We start from the raw sequence: 20,091 nt of genomic DNA, 5'->3' as shown, positions 1-20,091 counted from the left end.
GCCCCGCTTGCCGACAACGCGACAGGTGAAATCCCCGATGGCCAACGAAGCCAAGCTCCGTGAGTACCTCAAGCGCGTCACCGCCGATCTCGCCGAGACCAGCGAACGCCTGAAGGCCGTCGACGCGAAGAACCACGAGCCGATCGCGATCGTCGGGATGAGCTGCCGGTACCCGGGCGGCGTCCGCTCGCCGGAGCAGCTCTGGGAACTGGTTGCCGCCGGCGGCGACGGCATCACCGGCTTCCCCGTCGACCGGGGCTGGAACACCGACGAGGCGTACGACCCGACCGGCGAGCGGCGGGGCAGCACGTACGCCCGCGAGGGCGGGTTCCTGCACGACGCCGGGGACTTCGACCCGGAGCTGTTCAAGATCTCGCCGTACGAGGCGCTGGCGATGGACCCGCAGCAGCGGCTGATGCTGGAGGCGAGCTGGGAGGCCATCGAGGACGCCCGGATCGACCCGCTGTCCCTGCGCGGCAGCCGCGTCGGTGTCTTCGCCGGCATGATGTACCACAACTACGCCGCCGGGCTCGGCGAGGTGCCCGAGACCCTGGACGGCTTCATCGGCGGCGGCACCGCCAGCAGCGTGCTGTCGGGGCGGGTCGCGTACACGTTCGGGTTCGAGGGGCCCGCCCTCACCGTCGACACCGCCTGCTCGTCGTCCCTGGTGGCGCTGCACCTGGCGGTGCAGTCCCTGCGGTCCGGCGAGTGCACCCTCGCCCTGGCCGGCGGCGTCACCGTGATGACCACGCTGGAGACGTTCATCGACTTCAGCCGGCAGCGCGGGCTCGCCCCGGACGGGCGGTGCAAGTCGTTCGCCGAGGGCGCCGACGGCACGGGCTGGTCCGAGGGCGTCGGGATGCTCCTCGTCGAGCGGCTGTCCGACGCGCGGCGCCTGGGCCACCGGGTCCTCGCCGTGGTGCGGGGGACCGCCGTCAACCAGGACGGTGCGTCGAACGGGTTGACCGCGCCGAACGGTCCGTCGCAGCAGCGGGTGATCCGGCAGGCGTTGGCGAACGCGCGGTTGTCTCCTGCCGACGTGGATGTGGTGGAGGCCCACGGCACCGCCACGACGCTGGGCGACCCGATCGAGGCGCAGGCGCTGCTCGCGACGTACGGTCAGGGGCGGCCGGGGGACCGTCCGCTGCTGTTGGGGTCGGTGAAGTCGAACCTGGGTCACACGCAGGCCGCCGCCGGGGTGGCGGGTGTGATCAAGATGGTCCTGGCCATGCGGCACGGGGTGGTGCCGGCGACCCTGCACGTGGACGCTCCGTCGTCGAAGGTGGACTGGTCGTCGGGCGCCGTCGCGCTCGCTACCGAGTCGACGCCGTGGCCGTTGGTGGACCGGCCGCGCCGGGCGGCGGTGTCGTCGTTCGGGATCTCCGGGACGAACGCGCACGTGATCGTGGAGCAGCCGGAGGCGGTCGCGGTCGAGGCGCCGGCCGTGGCGAGTCTGCCGGTGGTGCCGTGGCTGGTGTCGGGGCGGTCGGCGGAGGCATTGTCAGGCCAGGCGGCGCGGTTGGCGGAGTTCGCCCGGCGCGGGTCCGCGGATGTGGTGGAGGCCGGTTGGTCCCTGGCCACGTCGCGGGCGGCGTTGGAGCACCGGGCGGTGGTCCTCGGCGCCGATCGGGACGGGTTGTTGTCCGGGTTGGATGCTCTGGCTGGTGGGGCCGGGGTGGGCACCGTCGTGTCGGGTGAGGTGGTGTCCGGGCGGCGTGCGGTGTTGTTCACGGGTCAGGGTTCGCAGCGGGTGGGGATGGGTCGTGGGTTGTACGACGTGTTCCCGGTGTTCGCGGAGGCGTTCGACGGGGTGTGTGCCCGGTTCGAGGGTCGGTTGCCGCGCTCGTTGCGGGACGTGGTGTTTGCGTCCGAGGGCTCGTCCGAGGCCGGTCTGTTGGATCAGACGGTGTTCACGCAGGCGGGGTTGTTCGCGGTCGAGGTGGCCCTGTACGAGTTGTTGTCGTCGTGGGGTGTGAAGCCGGACTACCTGGCCGGTCACTCGATCGGTGAGGTGACCGCCGCGTATGTGGCGGGGGTGCTGTCGTTGGATGACGCGTGCGCTCTGGTGGCGGCGCGGGGTTCGTTGATGCAGGCGTTGCCGTCGGGTGGCGGGATGTTGGCGGTCAACGCCGCTGAGGACGAGGTCCGCGAGTTGGTCGGTGACGGCGTGGACGTGGCGGCGGTGAACGGGCCGAGGTCCGTCGTGCTGTCCGGCGCGGCGGCTGACCTCGATCGGGTCGAGGGGCTGTGCGTCGGGCGGGGTTGGCGGGTGAAGCGGTTGTCGGTGAGTCACGCGTTCCACTCGCGGTTGATGGAGCCGATGCTCGACGACTTCCAGGCGGTCCTGAACACGCTGACCTGGCAGGCGCCGAGGCTGCCGATCGTGTCCAACCTGACGGGCGGGCTGGCTGATCCGGGCGAGATCGCCTCGCCGGGGTACTGGGTGCGGCATGTGCGGGAGGCGGTCCGGTTCTCCGACGCCGTGAAGACGCTGCACGGCTGCGGGGTGACCACCTTCCTGGAGGTGGGCCCGGACGCGACCCTGACCGCGATGGCCGCGGACACCCCGGCCGACCGGCCGGTGCACCACGTTCCCGCCCTGCGGCGGGATCAGCCCGACACGACCGCCCTGGTCACGGCGTTGGCGCGGCTGCACGTGACGGGCACGACCGTGGACTGGGCGGCGTGGTTCACCGCGCAGACCGGCCGGCCGCCCCGCACCGTCGACCTGCCCACCTACGCCTTCCGCCACCACCGCTACTGGCTGAACGCCCGCACCCGCCCGCACGGCCCCGAGAGCGGATCTGGCGCTCCCGACGACGCCGCCTTCTGGCAGGTCATCGAGAACCAGGACGTGGAAGCCCTCGCCGCCACGCTCGCCGTCGACCCCGACGCGACGCTGAGCGACGTGCTGCCCGCCCTGTCGGCATGGCACCGCCGCCGCGAGGCGGAATCGACGCTCGACTCGTGGCGGTACCGGGTCACCTGGCAGCCGCTCCCCGACGCCCCCTCCCACCGGGAGGTCACGGACCTGCTGCTCGTCGTACCCGACACCGCCGGCGAGACGGCGGAGGAGTGGGCGCAGGCGCTCGCCGCGCCCGGTGTACGGGTGCTGCGGGTGGCCCCCGGCCTCGGCCGCGACGCCCTCGCCCGCGATCTCACCGAGGCGTACGCCGAGCAGCCGCCCGGCGTCGTCCTGTCCCTGCTCGGCCTCACGCCCGGCCCGCACCCCGAGTCCCCCTCCGTGCCGGCCGCCCTCGCCGACACCGTCGCCCTCGCCCAGGCGCTCGGCGACGCCGGGGCCGGCGCCCGCCTCTGGATCGCCACCTGGGGCGCGGTCTCCGTCGGCCCCCGCGACCAGCACGTCGACCCCGACCAGGCGTTGCTCTGGGGCTTCGGCGGCGTGCTGCGCGCCGAACACCCCCAGCGGTGGGGCGGCCTCGTCGACCTGCCCGAGGCGGTCGACCCGCGCGGCGTACGGCTGCTGCGCCGGCTGCTCGGCGGCGAGCGCGCCGAGGACCAACTCGCCGTCCGCGCCACCGGCCTCCACGCCCGTCGGTTGGTCCGCGCCGGGCAGCCGGCCGGCCCCGGCCGCGAGTGGACCCCGCGCGGCACGACGCTCGTCACCGGCGGTACGGGCGCCCTCGGCGCGCACGTCGCCCGCGCTCTCGCGGCGGCCGGCGCCGACCACCTGCTCCTGGTCAGCCGGCGCGGCCCCGACGCCCCCGGCGCCGACGCGCTGACCCGGGAGCTGACCGCGCTCGGGGCCCGGGTGACCGTGGCGGCGTGCGACGTCGCCGATCGGGACGCCCTGCGCGAACTGCTCGCGGCCGTACCCGCCGACCTGCCGCTCACCGCCGTCGTGCACACCGCCGCGGCGCTCGACGACAACGTCGTCGACGGCCTCACCGTCGCGCAACTGGCCACGGCCCTGCGCGCCAAGGTCGACGCCGCCCGCCACCTCGACGAGCTGACCCGCGACCACGACCTTTCGGCGTTCGTGCTGTTCTCCTCCCTGGCCGGCACCATGGGCGGCCCCGGGCAGGCCAACTACGCCCCCGGCAACGCATGGCTCGACGCCCTCGCTCACCGCCGGCGCGCCGAGGGGTTGCCCGCCACGTCCATCGGCTGGGGCCTGTGGGCCGACGGCGGGGTCAGCGCGGGCGACTTCGAGCGCCGGATGGCCCGCAACGGCTTCGGTGCGATGGACCCGACCACCGCCGTCCGGGCGCTCGCCCACGCCCTCGCGCACGACGAGACCCACCTGGTGGTCGCGGACGTCGACTGGGACCGGCTCGCCGGCAACGCCGCCGGGCCGCGCCCCGACCCGCTGATCCGCGACCTGCTGACCGCACCGCAGGTCACCGACGCCGCCACCGCCGACCGGGTCGCCGGGGCCGGCGCGCTGCGACACCGGCTCGCCGGGCTCTCCGAGCCCGAGCAGCTCGACCTGCTCCGCGACCTCGTGCGCGGTGAGGTCGCGGCGGTGCTCGGCCACGGCAGCGCCGACCAGGTGCCGGCGGAACGCGCGTTCCGGGACCTCGGCTTCACCTCGCTCACCGCCGTCGAGTTGCGCAACCGGCTCGACGCCACCACCGGGCTCACCCTGCCCGCCACGCTGGCGTTCGACCACCCCAACCCGACCGCCCTGGCCGCCCACGTCCGTACCGAACTGCTGGGCGGGCACGCGCTGCCCGCGACGCGGACCCCGACCGCACGTCCCGTCGACGACGACCCGATCGTCATCGTCGGCATGGGCTGCCGATTCCCGGGCGGTGCCGGGTCGACGGAGGAGTTCTGGCGGCTGCTCGTCGACGGCGTCGACGCCATGTCCGACTTCCCCGTCAACCGGCACTGGGACCCCGAGGCGCTGGCGTCGTCGTACGTGTCCCAGGGGGCGTTCCTGCACGACGCGGGCGCGTTCGACGCGGAGTTCTTCGGAATCTCGCCGCGCGAGGCGACCGCCATGGACCCGCAGCAGCGCCTGCTGTTGGAGGTGTCCTGGGTGGCGATCGAGGACGCCCGGATCGACCCGCTGTCGCTGCGGGGCGGCCGGGTCGGCGTCTTCGCCGGCACCAACGGGCAGGACTTCGACAACCTCATCCGGTACGGCGACGAACGCCTCGCCGGGTACGGCGCCACCGGCGCGTCCGCCAGCGTGCTGTCGGGGCGGGTGGCGTACTCCTTCGGGTTCGAGGGGCCGGCGGTGACCGTCGACACGGCGTGCTCGTCGTCGCTGGTCGCGTTGCACCTGGCGGCGCAGGCGCTGCGGTCGGGGGAGTGCGACCTGGCCCTGGCCGGCGGCGTGACGGTGATGGCCACTCCGGGCGCGTTCGTGGAGTTCTCGCGCCAGCGGGGCCTGTCGGCCGACGGCCGCTGCCGGTCGTTCGCCGAGTCGGCGGACGGGACGGGCTGGGGTGAGGGCGTCGGCGTGCTGGTGGTGCAGCGCCTGTCGGACGCCCGGCGGGACGGTCGGCGGGTCCTCGCGGTGGTACGAGGCTCGGCGGTCAACCAGGACGGGGCGTCGAACGGGTTGACGGCGCCGAACGGTCCGTCGCAGCAGCGGGTGATCCGGCAGGCGTTGGCGAACGCGCGGTTGTCTCCTGCCGACGTGGATGTGGTGGAGGCCCACGGCACGGGTACGACGTTGGGTGATCCGATCGAGGCGCAGGCGTTGTTGGCGACCTACGGTCAGGGGCGGCCGGGGGACCGTCCGCTGCTGTTGGGGTCGGTGAAGTCGAACCTGGGGCACACGCAGGCCGCTGCCGGGGTGGCGGGTGTGATCAAGATGGTCCTGGCGATGCGGCATGGTGTGGTGCCGGCGTCGCTGCACGTGGACGCTCCGTCGTCGAAGGTGGACTGGTCGTCGGGCGCTGTCGCGCTCGCTACCGAGTCGACGCCGTGGCCGTTGGTGGATAGGCCGCGTCGGGCGGCGGTGTCGTCGTTCGGGATCTCCGGGACGAACGCGCACGTGATCGTGGAGCAGGCGGAGGAGCTTGCCGACACGGCGGTGGCCGGGGTCGTGCCGGTGGTGCCGTGGCTTGTGTCCGCCCGGTCGGCGGAGGCGTTGTCCGGTCAGGCTGTGCGGTTGGCGGAGTTCGCCCGGCGGGAGTCCGATGTGCCGGCGGTGGAGGTGGGTTGGTCCCTGGCCACGTCCCGGGCGGCGTTGGAGCACCGGGCGGTGGTACTGGGCCGTGATCGTGGTGAGCTGCTGGCGGGGCTGGAGGCTCTGGCGGGCGGTTCGGCGGTTCCCGGTGTGGTGACGGGGCCGGCGTCGCCGGGCCGGGTCGCGGTGTTGTTCACGGGTCAGGGTTCGCAGCGGGTGGGGATGGGTCGTGGTTTGTACGACGTGTTCCCGGTGTTCGCGGAGGCGTTCGACGGGGTGTGTGCCCGTTTCGAGGGTCGGTTGCCGCGCTCGTTGCGGGACGTGGTGTTTGCGTCCGAGGGCTCGTCCGAGGCCGGGCTGTTGGATCAGACGGTGTTCACGCAGGCGGGGTTGTTCGCGGTCGAGGTGGCCCTGTATGAGCTGTTGTCGTCGTGGGGTGTGAAGCCGGACTATCTGGCTGGTCACTCGATCGGTGAGGTGACCGCCGCGTATGTGGCGGGGGTGCTGTCGCTCGATGACGCGTGCGCTCTGGTTGCGGCGCGGGGTTCGTTGATGCAGGCGTTGCCGTCGGGCGGCGGAATGTTGGCGGTCAACGCCGCCGAGGAGGAGGTCCGCGAGTTGGCCGGTGACGGCGTGGATGTGGCGGCGGTGAACGGGCCTCGGTCGGTGGTGCTGTCCGGTGCAGAAGTTGACCTTGACCGGGTCGGGCAGCTCTGCGTGGAGCGGGGTTGGCGGGTCAAGCGGCTGCCGGTGAGTCACGCGTTCCACTCGCGGTTGATGGAGCCGATGCTCGATGACTTCCGCGCCGTCCTGAACGGTTTGCAGTGGAACGCGCCGAAGCTGCCGATCGTCTCCAACCTGACCGGCGGGTTGGCGGATCCGGCCGAGATCGCCGGCCCGGAGTACTGGGTGCGGCACGTCCGCGAAGCGGTCCGGTTCTCCGACGCGGTCGCCACCCTGCACGGGATCGGGGTGGGCACCTTCCTGGAGGTGGGCCCGGACGCGACGCTGACGGCGATGGCCGCCGACACCCCGGCCGACCGGCCGGTGCAGCAGATTCCGGCCCTGCGGCGGGACCAGCCCGACACGATCGCCCTGGTCACGGCGTTGGCGCGGTTGCACGTGACGGGCACGCCGGTGGACTGGGCGGCGTGGTTCACCGCGCAGACCGGCCGGCCGCCCCGCACCGTCGACTTGCCCACCTACGCCTTCCAGGGCGGCTGGTACTGGCCGGAGCCGCCCACCCGGGGCGACAGCGCATCCCGGCCCGGCTCCGAGATCGACGAGCGGTTCTGGGCGGCGGTGGAGCAGGAGGACCTGGCCGGGCTGGGGGAGGAGTTCCGCCTGGAGGCGGATCAGCCGTTGAGCGTCCTGCTGCCGAGGCTGGCGCAGTGGCGGCGGGCGGGACGGCAGCGCTCGACCGCCGACTCCTGGCGCTACCGCGTCGAGTGGCGGCCCCTTTCCTCGGCACCGGCTGAGGCCGTGACCGGGACCTGGCTGGTACTGGCGTTGCCAGGGCAGGCCGACCACCCCCTGGCCGAGAGCCTGGCCACGCATGGCGCGCAGGTGCTCCCGGTCGTTCTGGACCCGGCGGCGCTGACGCGGCCCGACGTGGCCGACCGGTTGCGTCCCGTACTGGCCGGAGCCGGCGAGGTGGCCGGGGTGGTGTCGCTGCTGTCGCTGGCGGGCGCTGGTGTGCCGGAGGCGTTGGCGACGGTGCAGGCGCTCGGTGACTGCGCCCTCAACGGCCGGGTGTGGTGGGTGACGCGGGCCGCCGTGTCGGTGGGCCGGTCGGACGCGCTGGTGGACGCGCTGGCCGCGGCGATCTGGGGCTTGGGACGCGTGGCGGCGTTGGAGGAGCCGCGGCGGTGGGGTGGTCTGGTCGACCTGCCGGAGACCCTGGATGCCCGCGCTCTGCGGCGGGTGTGTGGGGTGATCGCGGCCGGGGTCGAGGATCAGGTGGCGGTGCGGTCGTCGGGGGTGTTCGTGCGGCGCCTTGTTCGGGCTGCGGGCGACGCTGTCCGGCGGGAGTTCCGGTTGTCGGGGACGGTATTGGTCACCGGTGGTACGGGGGCGCTCGGGTCGCGGGTGGCGGAGTGGGCCGTCGGCGCCGGCGCCGAGCACGTCGTGTTGACGAGCCGGCAGGGCGAGCGGGCGTCGGGTGCGGCGGAGTTGGCGCAGCGGCTGCGCGGGTCGGGGGCGCGGGTGACGGTCGCGGGCTGCGACGTGGCCGACCGGGACGCCCTCGCCGGGCTGCTGGCCGAGCTGGGCGAGCCCGTCCGCGCCGTCTTCCACGCCGCCGGAGCCCCCCAGTTCACCCCGCTGGCCGACATCACCGCCGACGAGCTGCACGAGGTGCTCCGCGCGAAGGTAGACGGTGCCGCCAACCTCGACGAGCTGCTGCCCGACGAGTCGCTGGACGCGTTCGTGGTGTTCTCGTCGATCGCCGGGGTGTGGGGCTCCGCCGGGCAGGCCGGCTACGCCGCCGCCAACGCGTACCTGGACGCGCTCGCCGCGCGCAGGCGCGCCCGGGGCGCGACCGCCACGGCCGTGGCCTGGGGCCCCTGGGGCGGCGCCGGGATGGCGGCGCAGGGCGAGGCGCAGGAACAGCTGAGCCGCCGCGGGTTGCCGGCGATGGCGCCGGAGCTGGCGGTCGCCGCGTTGCAGGCCGCGCTGGACCGGGACGACACGTCCGTCGTCGTCGCCGACGTGGCCTGGGACCGGTTCGCCGCGTCGTACACGGCGCTGCGGCCCAGCCCACTGCTGACCGAGATCCCCGAGGCGCGGGCCGCGACGGACGCCGAGGGCGGCGGGGACGATGCCCAGGAGCGCTCGCAGCTCGGCCGACGGCTCGCCGGGATGACGCCGGCCGAGCGGGACGCGTACCTGCTCGACCTCGTACGCGCCCAGGTCGCCGTGGTGCTCGGGCATGCGACGCCCGACGCCGTGCCGGCGGACAAGGCTTTCCAGAGCCAGGGCTTCGACTCGCTCACCGCCGTCGAGCTGCGTAACCGGCTCACCGCCGAGACCGGCCTCGCCCTGCCCACCACCCTCGTCTTCGACCACCCGACGCCGCTGGCGCTGGCGGCCCACCTGAGCACCGAGCTGACCGGTACGCCGGCCGAAGCCGTCGCGGAGCAACGGACGGCGGCGGTCGACGACGACCCGATCGCGATCGTCGGGATGAGCTGCCGGCTGCCCGGCGGCGCCGACGACGTCGACCAACTGTGGGACCTGCTGGTCGCCGGCCGCGACGGCATCTCCGACTTCCCCCTCGACCGGGGCTGGGACAGCTTCCTCGACGGCCGGCTCTCGGACACCTCCTTCCCCCGCCAGGGCGGCTTCGTCTACGACGCGGGCGCGTTCGACGCGGAGTTCTTCGGGATCTCGCCCCGCGAGGCGCTCGCCATGGACCCGCAGCAGCGGCTGCTGCTGGAGGTCTCGTGGGAGGCGGTCGAGTCCGCGGGCGTGGACCCGTCGCGCCTGAAGGGCGAGCGCGTCGGCGTCTTCGCGGGCGCCAGCTTCCAGGGGTACGCCTCGAACGCCATGGGCCGGGACCAGGAGGTCGGCGGTCACCTGCTGACCGGCAACGCGACCAGCGTCCTGTCGGGGCGGGTGGCGTACTCGTTCGGGTTCGAGGGGCCGGCGGTGACCGTCGACACGGCGTGCTCGTCGTCGCTGGTCGCGTTGCACCTGGCGGCGCAGGCGCTGCGGTCGGGGGAGTGCGACCTGGCCCTGGCCGGTGGTGTCACCGTCATGGCCTCCCCGGCCACCTTCGTCGAGTTCTCCCGTCAGGGGGGTCTCGCCGCCGACGGCCGCTGCCGGTCGTTCGCCGAGTCGGCGGACGGGACGGGCTGGGGCGAGGGCGTCGGGATGCTCCTCGTCGAGCGGCTGTCCGACGCGCGACGTCTCGGTCACCGGGTCCTCGCCGTGGTGCGGGGGACCGCCGTCAACTCCGACGGCGCGTCCAACGGGCTCACCGCGCCGAACGGGCCGGCGCAGCAGCGGGTGATCCGCCAGGCCCTCGCCAACGCGCGGCTCACCACCGCCGACGTGGACGCGGTGGAGGCGCACGGCACGGGCACCACCCTCGGCGACCCGATCGAGGCGCAGGCCCTCCTCGCCACGTACGGCCAGGGCCGCGACGGCGCGGAGCCGCTGCTTCTCGGGTCGATCAAGTCGAACATCGGTCACATCCAGGCCGCCGCCGGCGTGGCGGGCGTGATCAAGATGGTCCTCGCCATGCGGCACGGGGTGGTGCCGGCGACCCTGCACGTGGACGCTCCGTCGTCGAAGGTGGACTGGTCGTCAGGTGCCGTCTCTCTGGTGACGGAGACGCGGCCGTGGCCGGTGGTGGAGCGTCCTCGTCGGGCGGCGGTGTCGTCGTTCGGGATCTCCGGCACGAACGCCCACGTCATCATCGAGCATGCCGAGGCCGTCGAGGCCGAGGCGGTCGTGAACGACGATCCGCCGGTGCTGCCGTGGCTGGTGTCGGGGCGGTCGGCGGAGGCATTGTCCGAGCAGGCGACCCGCCTGGCCGAGCACGTACGGCGCGACGAGCGGCAGTCGGCCCGGGACCTCGGCTGGTCCCTGGCCACCTCCCGGGCGGCGTTGGAGCACCGGGCGGTGGTCCTCGGCGCGGACCGGGACGGGTTGTTGGCCGGGTTGGATGCTCTGGCTGGTGGGGTCGGGGTGGGCAGTGTCGTGTCGGGTGAGGTGGTGTCCGGGCGGCGGGCGGTGTTGTTCACGGGGCAGGGTTCGCAGCGGGTGGGGATGGGTCGTGGGTTGTACGACGTGTTCCCGGTGTTCGCGGAGGCGTTCGACGGGGTGTGTGCCCGGTTCGAGGGTCGGTTGCCGCGTTCGTTGCGGGACGTGGTGTTCGGTGAGCCTGAGCTGTTGGATCAGACGGTGTTCACGCAGGCGGGGTTGTTCGCGGTCGAGGTGGCCCTGTACGAGCTGCTGTCCTCGTGGGGTGTGCGGGCCGACTACCTGGCCGGTCATTCGATCGGTGAGGTGACGGCCGCGTACGTGGCCGGGGTCTTGTCGTTGGAGGACGCCTGCAAGCTGGTGGCGGCGCGGGGTTCGTTGATGCAGGCGTTGCCGTCGGGTGGCGGGATGTTGGCGGTCAACGCCGCTGAGGACGAGGTCCGCGAGTTGGCCGGTGACGGCGTGGATGTCGCGGCGGTGAACGGACCGAGGTCCGTCGTGCTGTCCGGCGCGGTGGTGGATCTCGATCGGGTCGCTGAGCGGTGCTCGGGGCGGGGTTGGCGGGTCAAGCGGTTGTCGGTGAGTCACGCGTTCCACTCGCGGTTGATGGAGCCGATGCTCGATGACTTCCGCGCCGTCCTGAACACGCTGACCTGGCAGGCGCCGAAGCTGCCGATCGTGTCCAACCTGACGGGCCGGCTGGCTGATCCGGGCGAGATCGCCTCGCCGGGGTACTGGGTGCGGCACGTCCGCGAGGCGGTCCGGTTCTCCGACGCGGTCGCCACCCTGCACGGCTGCGGGGTCACCACCTTCCTGGAGGTGGGCCCGGACGCGACGTTGACCGCGATGGCGGCGGACACCCCGGCCGACCGGCCGGTGCACCACATCCCGGGCCTGCGGCGGGACCAGCTCGACACGACGAGCCTGGTCACGGCGTTGGCGCGGTTGCACGTGACGGGCACGACCGTGGACTGGGCGGCCTGGTTCACCGCGCAGACCGGCCAGCCGCCCCGCACCGTCGACCTGCCCACCTACGCCTTCCAGCGCCAGCGCTACTGGCTGCTCGACACGCCGCCGGCCGCCCCGGCCCCGTCGGCCACCGGCGGCTCGGACACCGACGAGCGGTTCTGGGCGGCGGTGGAGCAGGAGGACCTGGCCGGGCTGGGAGAGGAGTTCCGCCTGGAGGCGGATCAGCCGTTGAGCGTCCTGCTGCCGAGGCTGGCGCAGTGGCGGCGGGCGGGACGGCAGCGGTCGACCGTCGACTCCTGGCGCTACCGGGTCGACTGGGAGGCCGTACCCGACGCCGACGGGACGCTGTCCGGGACCTGGCTGCTGCTGGTGCCGTACGCCGGCATCGACGACGCCCTGCTCGCGGCCGTGACCGACGGTCTCACGGCGGCCGGGGCGAAGGTCCGGCCGCTGGTGCTCGACGGCCCGGCCGACAACCGCGAGCTGGTGGCCAAGGCCCTCCGCGACGCCGGCGAGGTTGCCGGGGTGGTGTCGCTGCTGTCGCTGCCCGGCGCGGGCGTGCCGGAGGCGTTGGCGACGGTGCAGGCGCTCGGTGACTGCGCCCTCAACGGCCGGGTGTGGTGGCTGACGCGGGGCGCCGTGGCCGTGGGCGGCTCCGACGCCCCCGTGGACGCCGTCGCCGCCGCGACGTGGGGTCTCGGGCGCGTGGCGGCGTTGGAGGAGCCGCGCCGGTGGGGTGGCCTGGTCGACCTGCCGCAGGTTCTGGATGCCCGGGCGGTACGCCGGGTGTGTGGGGTGATCGCGGCCGGGGCCGAGGATCAGGTGGCGGTGCGGTCGTCGGGGGTGTTCGTCCGACGCCTGGTGCGGGCCGGCGCCGACGCGGCGCGGCGGGAGTTCCGGCTGTCGGGAACGGTGCTCGTCACCGGCGGCACGGGCGCGCTCGGGTCGCGGGTGGCACAGTGGGCCGTCGGCGCCGGCGCCGAGCACGTCGTGTTGACGAGCCGGCAGGGTGAGCGTGCACCGGGCGCGGCGGAGCTGGCGGAGCGGCTGCGCGGGTCGGGGGCGCGGGTGACGGTCGCGGGCTGCGACGTGGCCGACCGGGACGCCCTCGCCGGGCTGCTGGCCGAGCTGGACGAGCCCGTCCGCGCCGTGATCCACGCCGCCGGGGCGGCGCAGTCCACCCCGCTCGCCGAGATGACCGCCGACGAGCTGGCCCACGTCCTGCGGGCCAAGGTCGATGGTGCGGCGAACCTGGACGAACTGCTGCCCGACGGGTCGCTGGACGCGTTCGTGGTGTTCTCGTCGATCGCCGGGGTGTGGGGCTCCGCCGGGCAGGCCGGCTACGCCGCCGCCAACGCGTACCTCGACGGTCTGGTGGCGCGTCGGCGCGCCCGGGGCGCGGTCGGCACGGCGGTGGCCTGGGGCCCGTGGGCGGGTGCCGGCATGGCCCACGGAGAGCAGCAGGAGCAGCTCGGCCGTCGCGGGTTGCCGGCGCTGGCGCCGGAGCTGGCGGTCGCCGCGTTGCAGGCCGCGCTGGACCGGGACGACACGTCCGTCGTCGTCGCCGACGTGGCCTGGGACCGGTTCGCCCCCTCGTTCACCGCCATGCGTCCCAGCCCACTGCTGGGCGGCATCCCCGAGGCCCGGACGACCGACCGGCAGGAGACCCCGCCGTCGGACGCGGGCGCGCCGCAGGCGCTACGGGACCGGCTGGCCGCCGCCGGCGAGACCGAGCGGGAGCGCATCCTGCTCGACCTGGTACGCCACAGTGCGGCCACGGTCCTCGGCCACCGCACCCCGGCCGCGATCCGGGCCGGGCGGGGCTTCCTGGAACTCGGCTTCGACTCGCTCACCGCCGTCGAGCTGCGCAACCGGCTCACCGCCGAAACCGGCCTCGCCCTGCCCACCACCCTCGTCTTCGACCACCCGACGCCGGCGGCCCTCGCCGACCACCTGCGCGCCGAGCTGGCCCCCGCCGCGCCGGCCACCCCGGTCGTCGCCGAGATCGACCGGCTGGACGAGGTGCTGCGCACGGTCCCGGCGGAGCAGCGCGACGACGCGGAGATCACCCGCCGGCTGGAGGACCTGCTCTCCCGGTGGCGGGCCGCCAGCCGGCCGGCGCCCGCGAGCGACCCGGCCGACGACCTGGCGGACGCGAGCGAGGACGACATCTTCGACATCATCCAGCGGGAGTTCGGCAAGTCCTGACCGTCGCCCGCCCTAGGGGTGGGCCGGGCGCATCTAGGGGTGTGCGCCGCCTGTCGGGCTCCGTAGGGTCGGAGCCCGACAGGCGGATGCCGTCCCGGGCCGGTGCGCGCGGACGGGTGGTGGGGGTGCACGCGGGTGCCCGGAGGGACGGGAGGTTCCGTGTGACCGGCTCCCACGGCCGTCGACTGCTCGCGATCAGCGACCTGCACGTCGTGTACGCGGAGAACCGCGCGCTCGTCGAGAGCATGCGCCCGCACGGCGACGACGACTGGCTGATCGTCGCCGGCGACGTCGGCGAGTTCGTCGCCGACATCGAGTGGGCGCTCGGCCTGCTCCGGGACCGCTTCGCCAAGGTGATCTGGGCGCCCGGCAACCACGAGCTGTGGACCCCCCGCGACGACCCGAACCAACTGCGCGGCGAGGCCCGCTACCGGCACCTCGTGGAGCTGTGCCGCCGCCTCGGCGTGGTCACCCCCGAGGATCCGTACCCGGTGTGGGACGCCGACGGCGACCCCGTCCTGATCGCCCCGCTCTTCGTCGGGTACGACTACACGTGGCGGCCCCCCGGCACGTACAGCCGGGAGCAGGCCCTCGCACGGGCGCACGAGACGGGCGTCGTCTGCACCGACGAGATCCTGCTGCATCCGGACCCGTACCCGAGCCGGGACGCCTGGTGCCGGGCGCGGGTGATCCAGACCGAGCGGCGGCTCGACGCGGAACGCGGCGGGCTGCCCACCATCCTGGTCAACCACTACCCGCTGGTCCGCGAGCCGACCCGCATCCTGCGCTACCCCGAGTTCGCCCAGTGGTGCGGCACCGACCTCACCGGGGACTGGCACCTGCGCTACGACACCCGCGTCGCCGTTTACGGCCACCTGCACATCCCCCGCACCACCTGGTACGACGGGGTCAGGTTCGAGGAGGTCTCCGTCGGCTATCCGCGCGAGTGGCGACGCCGCGCCAACCCGCCGGGACAACTTCGGACGATCCTGCCGGCCCCCGCCCGGCGCCCCGCCTGACCACCCCGCTGCCGCGCTGCCGCCAACGGCTCCGACCTGCGTTTATTCGGCCGCGCCGGGGCCGCCGGGCGTGGGCTGATTGAGGGGTCCGTAGGGGTTGGGCCGCAGGTCAGCGCTCAGTACCGTCCACACACGGTGGCGGTCAGGTGCCGGCATTGCGGGGTCGGACGGTGCGGTGGCGTGCGCGTGATCAGCGGTAAGGAAACACATTGAAGCGCTAAGTGGTTCTTCGCCATCGGTCCTCTCCGGTCAATTACGCCGAGTCGAATCGATGGCTTGCTCAATGTTCGGCGGAATTGATCGGTAGCAAGCTCCGGGCGGGTGGGTCATGGCGGACGAAGAAAAGCTCCTCGAACACCTGAAGTGGGTGACCACCGAGCTCCGCCAGGCGCACCGGCGCCTGCGGGAACTGGAGAGCTCCGAGCCGGAGCCGATCGCCATCGTGGGCATGGCGTGCCGGTTCCCCGGCGGGGTGGGCTCGCCCGAGGACCTGTGGGACCTGGTGGCCGCCGGTGCGGACGCGACCGGGACGTTCCCCGACGACCGCGGCTGGGACCTGGCGGCGCTGTACCACCCGGACCCCGACCACCCCGGCACCTCGTACAGTGACCGGGGCGGCTTCCTGCGCGACGCCGGCCACTTCGACCCGACGCTGTTCGGGATCTCCCCGCGCGAGGCCCTCGCCATGGACCCGCAGCAGCGCCTGCTGCTGGAGACCACCTGGGAGGTGTTCGAGCGCGCCGGCATCGACGCGAACTCCCTGCGCGGCAGCCACACCGGCGTCTTCGTCGGCACCGCCGGCCAGGACTACGCCACCGTGCTCCGTCGCCTTCCCGAGGGCGCCGAGGGGTACGTGCTCACCGGCACCGCCGCCAGCGTCATCTCCGGCCGGCTCGCCTACTCGTTCGGCCTCGAAGGGCCGGCCGTCACCATCGACACCGCCTGCTCCTCGTCCCTGGTCGCCCTGCACCTGGCCAGCCAGGCCCTGCGCGACGGCGAGTGCAGCCTCGCCGTGGCCGGCGGCGTCAGCGTCATGGCCACCCCCGGCGGCTTCGTCGAATTCTCCCGCCAGCGCGGCCTCGCCTCCGACGGGCGCTGCAAGGCGTTCTCCGCCGACGCCGACGGCACCGGCTGGTCCGAGGGCGTCGGCATGCTGCTGGTCGAGCGGCTCTCCGACGCCCAGCGCAACGGCCGGCGGATCCTCGCGGTCATCCGGGGCAGCGCCGTCAACCAGGACGGCGCCAGCAGCGGCCTCACCGCCCCGAACGGCCCCGCCCAGCAACGCGTCATCCGCCAGGCCCTCGACAACGCCCGGCTGGCCCCCGCCGACGTCGACGTCGTGGAGGCGCACGGCACCGGCACCCGGCTCGGCGATCCGATCGAGGCGCAGGCGCTGCTCGCCACGTACGGGCAGGACCGGCCCGCCGACCGTCCGCTGTGGCTCGGCTCGCTGAAGTCGAACATCGGTCACAGCCAGGCCGCCGCCGGCGTCGCCGGGGTCATCAAGATGGTCCTGGCGATGCGGCACGGCATCCTGCCGCGCACCCTGCACGTCGACGAGCCGTCCCCGCACATCGACTGGTCGGCCGGCGCCGTCGCCCTGCTCACCGAGGCGCGGCCGTGGGCCGACGAGGACGACCGGCCCCGTCGGGCCGCGGTCTCCTCGTTCGGCATGAGCGGCACCAACGCCCACCTCATCCTGGAGCAGGCGCCCGCGGCCACGGCCGAGCCGGCCGCCGAGCCCGCACCCCGCGCGCTCCCCGTGATCCCGGTGCTGCTCTCGGCCGCGCAGGCCGCCGCCCTGCCGGCCCAGGCCGAGCGGTGGGCCGCCGCGCTCGCCGCCGAACCGGACCTGCGCCCGCTCGACGTGGCCTCCTCGTCGGTGGTCGCCCGGGCGGCCCTGGACCACCGGGCCGTGGTCGCCGCCGCGGGCCGGGACGACCTGCTGGCCGGGCTGCGCGCCCTGGCGGCCGGGGAGCCGTCCGGCGCGGTGGTCGCCGGCCAGGTCGGGGACCGGGGCCCGCTCGCCGTGCTGTTCTCCGGTCAGGGCGCCCAGCGCGCCGGGATGGGCCGCGAGCTGTACGAGACCTTCCCCGTCTTCGCGGCGGCGTTCGACGAGGTGTGCGGGCACCTGGACCGGGTGCTGCCGCAGCCGCTTCGCGAGGTCCTGTTCGCGCCCGACGGCTCGCCGGAGGCGGGGCTGCTGGACCAGACGGTGTTCACCCAGGCCGGCCTGTTCGCCGTCGAGGTGGCGCTGTTCCGGCTGGTCGAGTCGTTCGGGGTCGTGCCGGACTTCGTGGGCGGCCACTCGATCGGGGAGATCACGGCCGCGTACGTGGCCGGGGTGCTGACGCTGAAGGACGCGTGTGCCCTCGTCGCGGCCCGCGGCAAGCTGATGCAGGCGTTGCCGGCCGGCGGTGGGATGCTGGCGGTGAACGCGGCCGAGGCCGAGGTGCTGTCGACCCTCGAAGGGCTGACCGACCGGCTGGGCATCGCGGCCGTGAACGGTCCGACCTCCGTCGTGGTGTCCGGCGACCTGACGGCCCTGGACGAGGTGGAGGCCGTCTGGCGGGGCCGGGGCGTGCGGACGCGGCGGCTGACGGTGAGCCACGCGTTCCACAGCCCGCTGATGGAGCCGATGCTGGCGACGTTCCGCCGCATCCTCGGCAAGCTGACGTTCTCCGCCCCGACGCTGCCGATCGTGTCCAACCTGACCGGCGCCCTCGCCGACCCGGAGGAGATCCGCACCGTCGACTACTGGGTCCGGCACGTCCGCGAGGCCGTCCGGTACGCCGACGGGATCGCCGCCCTGCGCGCCGCCGGCGCCGACACGTTCCTGGAGATCGGCCCGCAGAGCGTCCTCACCGCGCTGACCGGCGACATCCTGCCCGACGACGACGTGCTCGCCGTCGCCGCCCAGCGCCGGGACCGGCCCGAGGCGCACGCCCTGCTCGCCGCCCTCGGCGAACTGCACGTCCACGGCGTCCCCGTCACCTGGCAGGCGTGGTTCGCCGGCTCCGGTGCGGCGCGGGTGGACCTGCCGACGTACGCGTTCCAGCGGGAGCGGTTCTGGCCCGAGGTGGGGTCGTGGCGGGTCGGTGACGTGTCGGGTGCGGGTCTGGGGGTTGCCGGGCATCCGTTGTTGGGTGCGGCGGTGCGCCTGGCGGGTGACGACGAGGTGGTGCTGACGGGTCGGTTGGCGTTGTCGTCGCATCCGTGGTTGGGCGATCACGTGGTGTCGGGTGCGGTGGTGGTGCCGGGCACGGCGTTGGTGGAGTTGGTGGTGCGGGCCGGCGACGAGGTGGGCGCGTCGCGGGTGCGGGAGTTGACGATCGCGGCGCCGTTGGCCCTGCCGGCGTCGGGTGGCGTGCGGGTGCAGGTGCGCGTCGGCGCGGCGGACGGGTCCGGGGCGCGTCAGGTGACGGTGCACTCGCAGCCGGAGGACGACGTCGAGGCGGAGTGGGTTCGGCACGCCGAGGGTGTGCTGGAGCCGGCCGTGGCCGAGGAGCCGGCGATCGGTGTCTGGCCGCCGGCCGGGGCGTCCGAGGTGGAGTTGGCCGGCTGGTATCCGGCCTTCGCGGAGCACGGGCTCGCGTACGGGCCGGTGTTCCAGGGGTTGCGGCGGGTGTGGGCCGGCGACGGCGAGGTGTACGCCGAGGTCGCCCTGCCCGACGACGCGCCGGACGTGGCGGCGTTCGGAGTGCACCCGGCGCTGCTGGACGCCGCGCTGCACCCGATCGGGCTGCTCGACGCCGGGACCGGTTCCGGTCCGCGGGTGCCGTTCGCGTTCGAGGGTGTGCAGGTGCACGCGTCGGGCGCGTCGGTGTTGCGGGTGCGGCTGACCCGTGCCGGTTCGGCGGTCCGGTTGGTGGCGGTGGACGGGTCGGGTGCGCCGGTGGTGTCGGTGGACTCGCTCGTGCTGCGGGAGATGGGTGCGGTTGCCACGCCGAACGCGGCCGACCGGTCGCTGTTCGAGGTGTCGTGGCAGGTCGAGGACGTCGTGCCGGCCGGGGGCGTCTCGGGTTTGGCGGCGCTGGGTGAGGCGCCGGCCGGGCTGCCGGTGTTCGGGGACGTGGCGGCGCTGGTGGCGGCCGTCGAGGCGGGAGAGCCCGCGCCGAAGGCGGTGCTGCTGCGGGCCGAGGCCGACGACCTCGCGGTGCCGGCCCCGCAGGCGGCACGCGCGCTCACCGTCGACGTGCTGGCCGCGGTGCAGTCGTGGTTGGCCGCCGAGGCGTTGACGGACGCGCGGCTGGTGGTCACGACGCGGGGCGCGGTGGTGGCCCGCGACGAGGACCGCGTCGACGATCTGGCGGGTGCGGCGGTGTGGGGTCTGCTGCGGTCGGCGCAGTCGGAGCACCCGGACCGCATCGTCCTGGCCGACCTCGACCGGGAGCTGGACGCCGACGCGCTGGCCCTGCTCGCCGCCGTGGCCGACGACCCCGCCGTCACCGGCGGCCAGCTCGCGATCCGTGAGGGCGCCGTGCTCGTACCCCGGCTGACGCGCCTCACCGGCGCGGAGCTGGTGCCCCCGGCGACGGGCCTCTGGCACCTCGCGCCCGTCAAGCCCGGAACGCTGGACGGCATCGACCTGGTGCCCGCCCCGGCGGTGAAGCTCGGGCCGGGCCAGGTACGGATCGCCGTCCGCGCCACGGGCGTCAACTTCCGGGACGTGCTGATCGCCCTGGGCATGTACCCGGACCCCGCAGCCAGGATGGGCAGCGAGGGCGCCGGTGTCGTGCTGGAGGCCGGCCCCGGCGTCGACGACCTGGTCCCCGGCGACCGGGTGATGGGCATGTTCGAGCCCGGCTTCGGCCCCCAGGTCGTCGCCCAGCGCGAGCGGGTCGCGAAGATCCCCGCCGGCTGGTCGTTCACCCAGGCGGCCTCCGTCCCGCTCGTGTTCCTGACGGCGTACTACGCGTTGCGTGATCTGGCCGGGTTGCGGGCGGGGGAGTCGGTGCTGGTCCACTCGGGTGCGGGTGGGGTCGGTATGGCGGCGATCCAGTTGGCGCAGCATTTCGGTGCGACGGTGTATGCGACGGCGAGCCCTGGTAAGTGGGGCGTGTTGCGTGGTTTGGGTGTGGC

At 74.3% G+C, this 20,091-nt stretch carries 3 protein-coding genes; all 3 read left to right on the top strand.

Annotated features, from left to right (window positions below):
• The first annotated feature begins 37 nt into the window (after window positions 1-37).
• Window positions 38-13,990 carry a type I polyketide synthase gene (locus ACFY23_RS31315; protein ID WP_387039072.1) on the top strand — a complete coding sequence of 4,651 codons (13,953 nt, stop codon included), beginning with the start codon at window positions 38-40 and terminating at the stop codon, window positions 13,988-13,990.
• Between the two features lie 86 nt (window positions 13,991-14,076).
• The gene (locus ACFY23_RS31310) at window positions 14,077-15,009 is read left to right on the top strand and encodes a metallophosphoesterase family protein (RefSeq protein ID WP_387039070.1); all 933 of its coding nucleotides are present in this window, start codon (window positions 14,077-14,079) and stop codon (window positions 15,007-15,009) included.
• 328 nt (window positions 15,010-15,337) lie between these two features.
• The coding region (locus ACFY23_RS31305) for a beta-ketoacyl synthase N-terminal-like domain-containing protein (protein ID WP_387051329.1) at window positions 15,338-20,091 on the top strand (4,754 nt) is incomplete at its 3' end.

The sequence above is a fragment of the Micromonospora sp. NPDC000121 genome (assembly GCF_042899165.1).
GTDB lineage: Bacteria > Actinomycetota > Actinomycetes > Mycobacteriales > Micromonosporaceae > Micromonospora.
The sequence above is the reverse complement of the archived record's forward strand: the minus strand, read 5'-3'. Positions and strand labels throughout refer to the sequence as shown.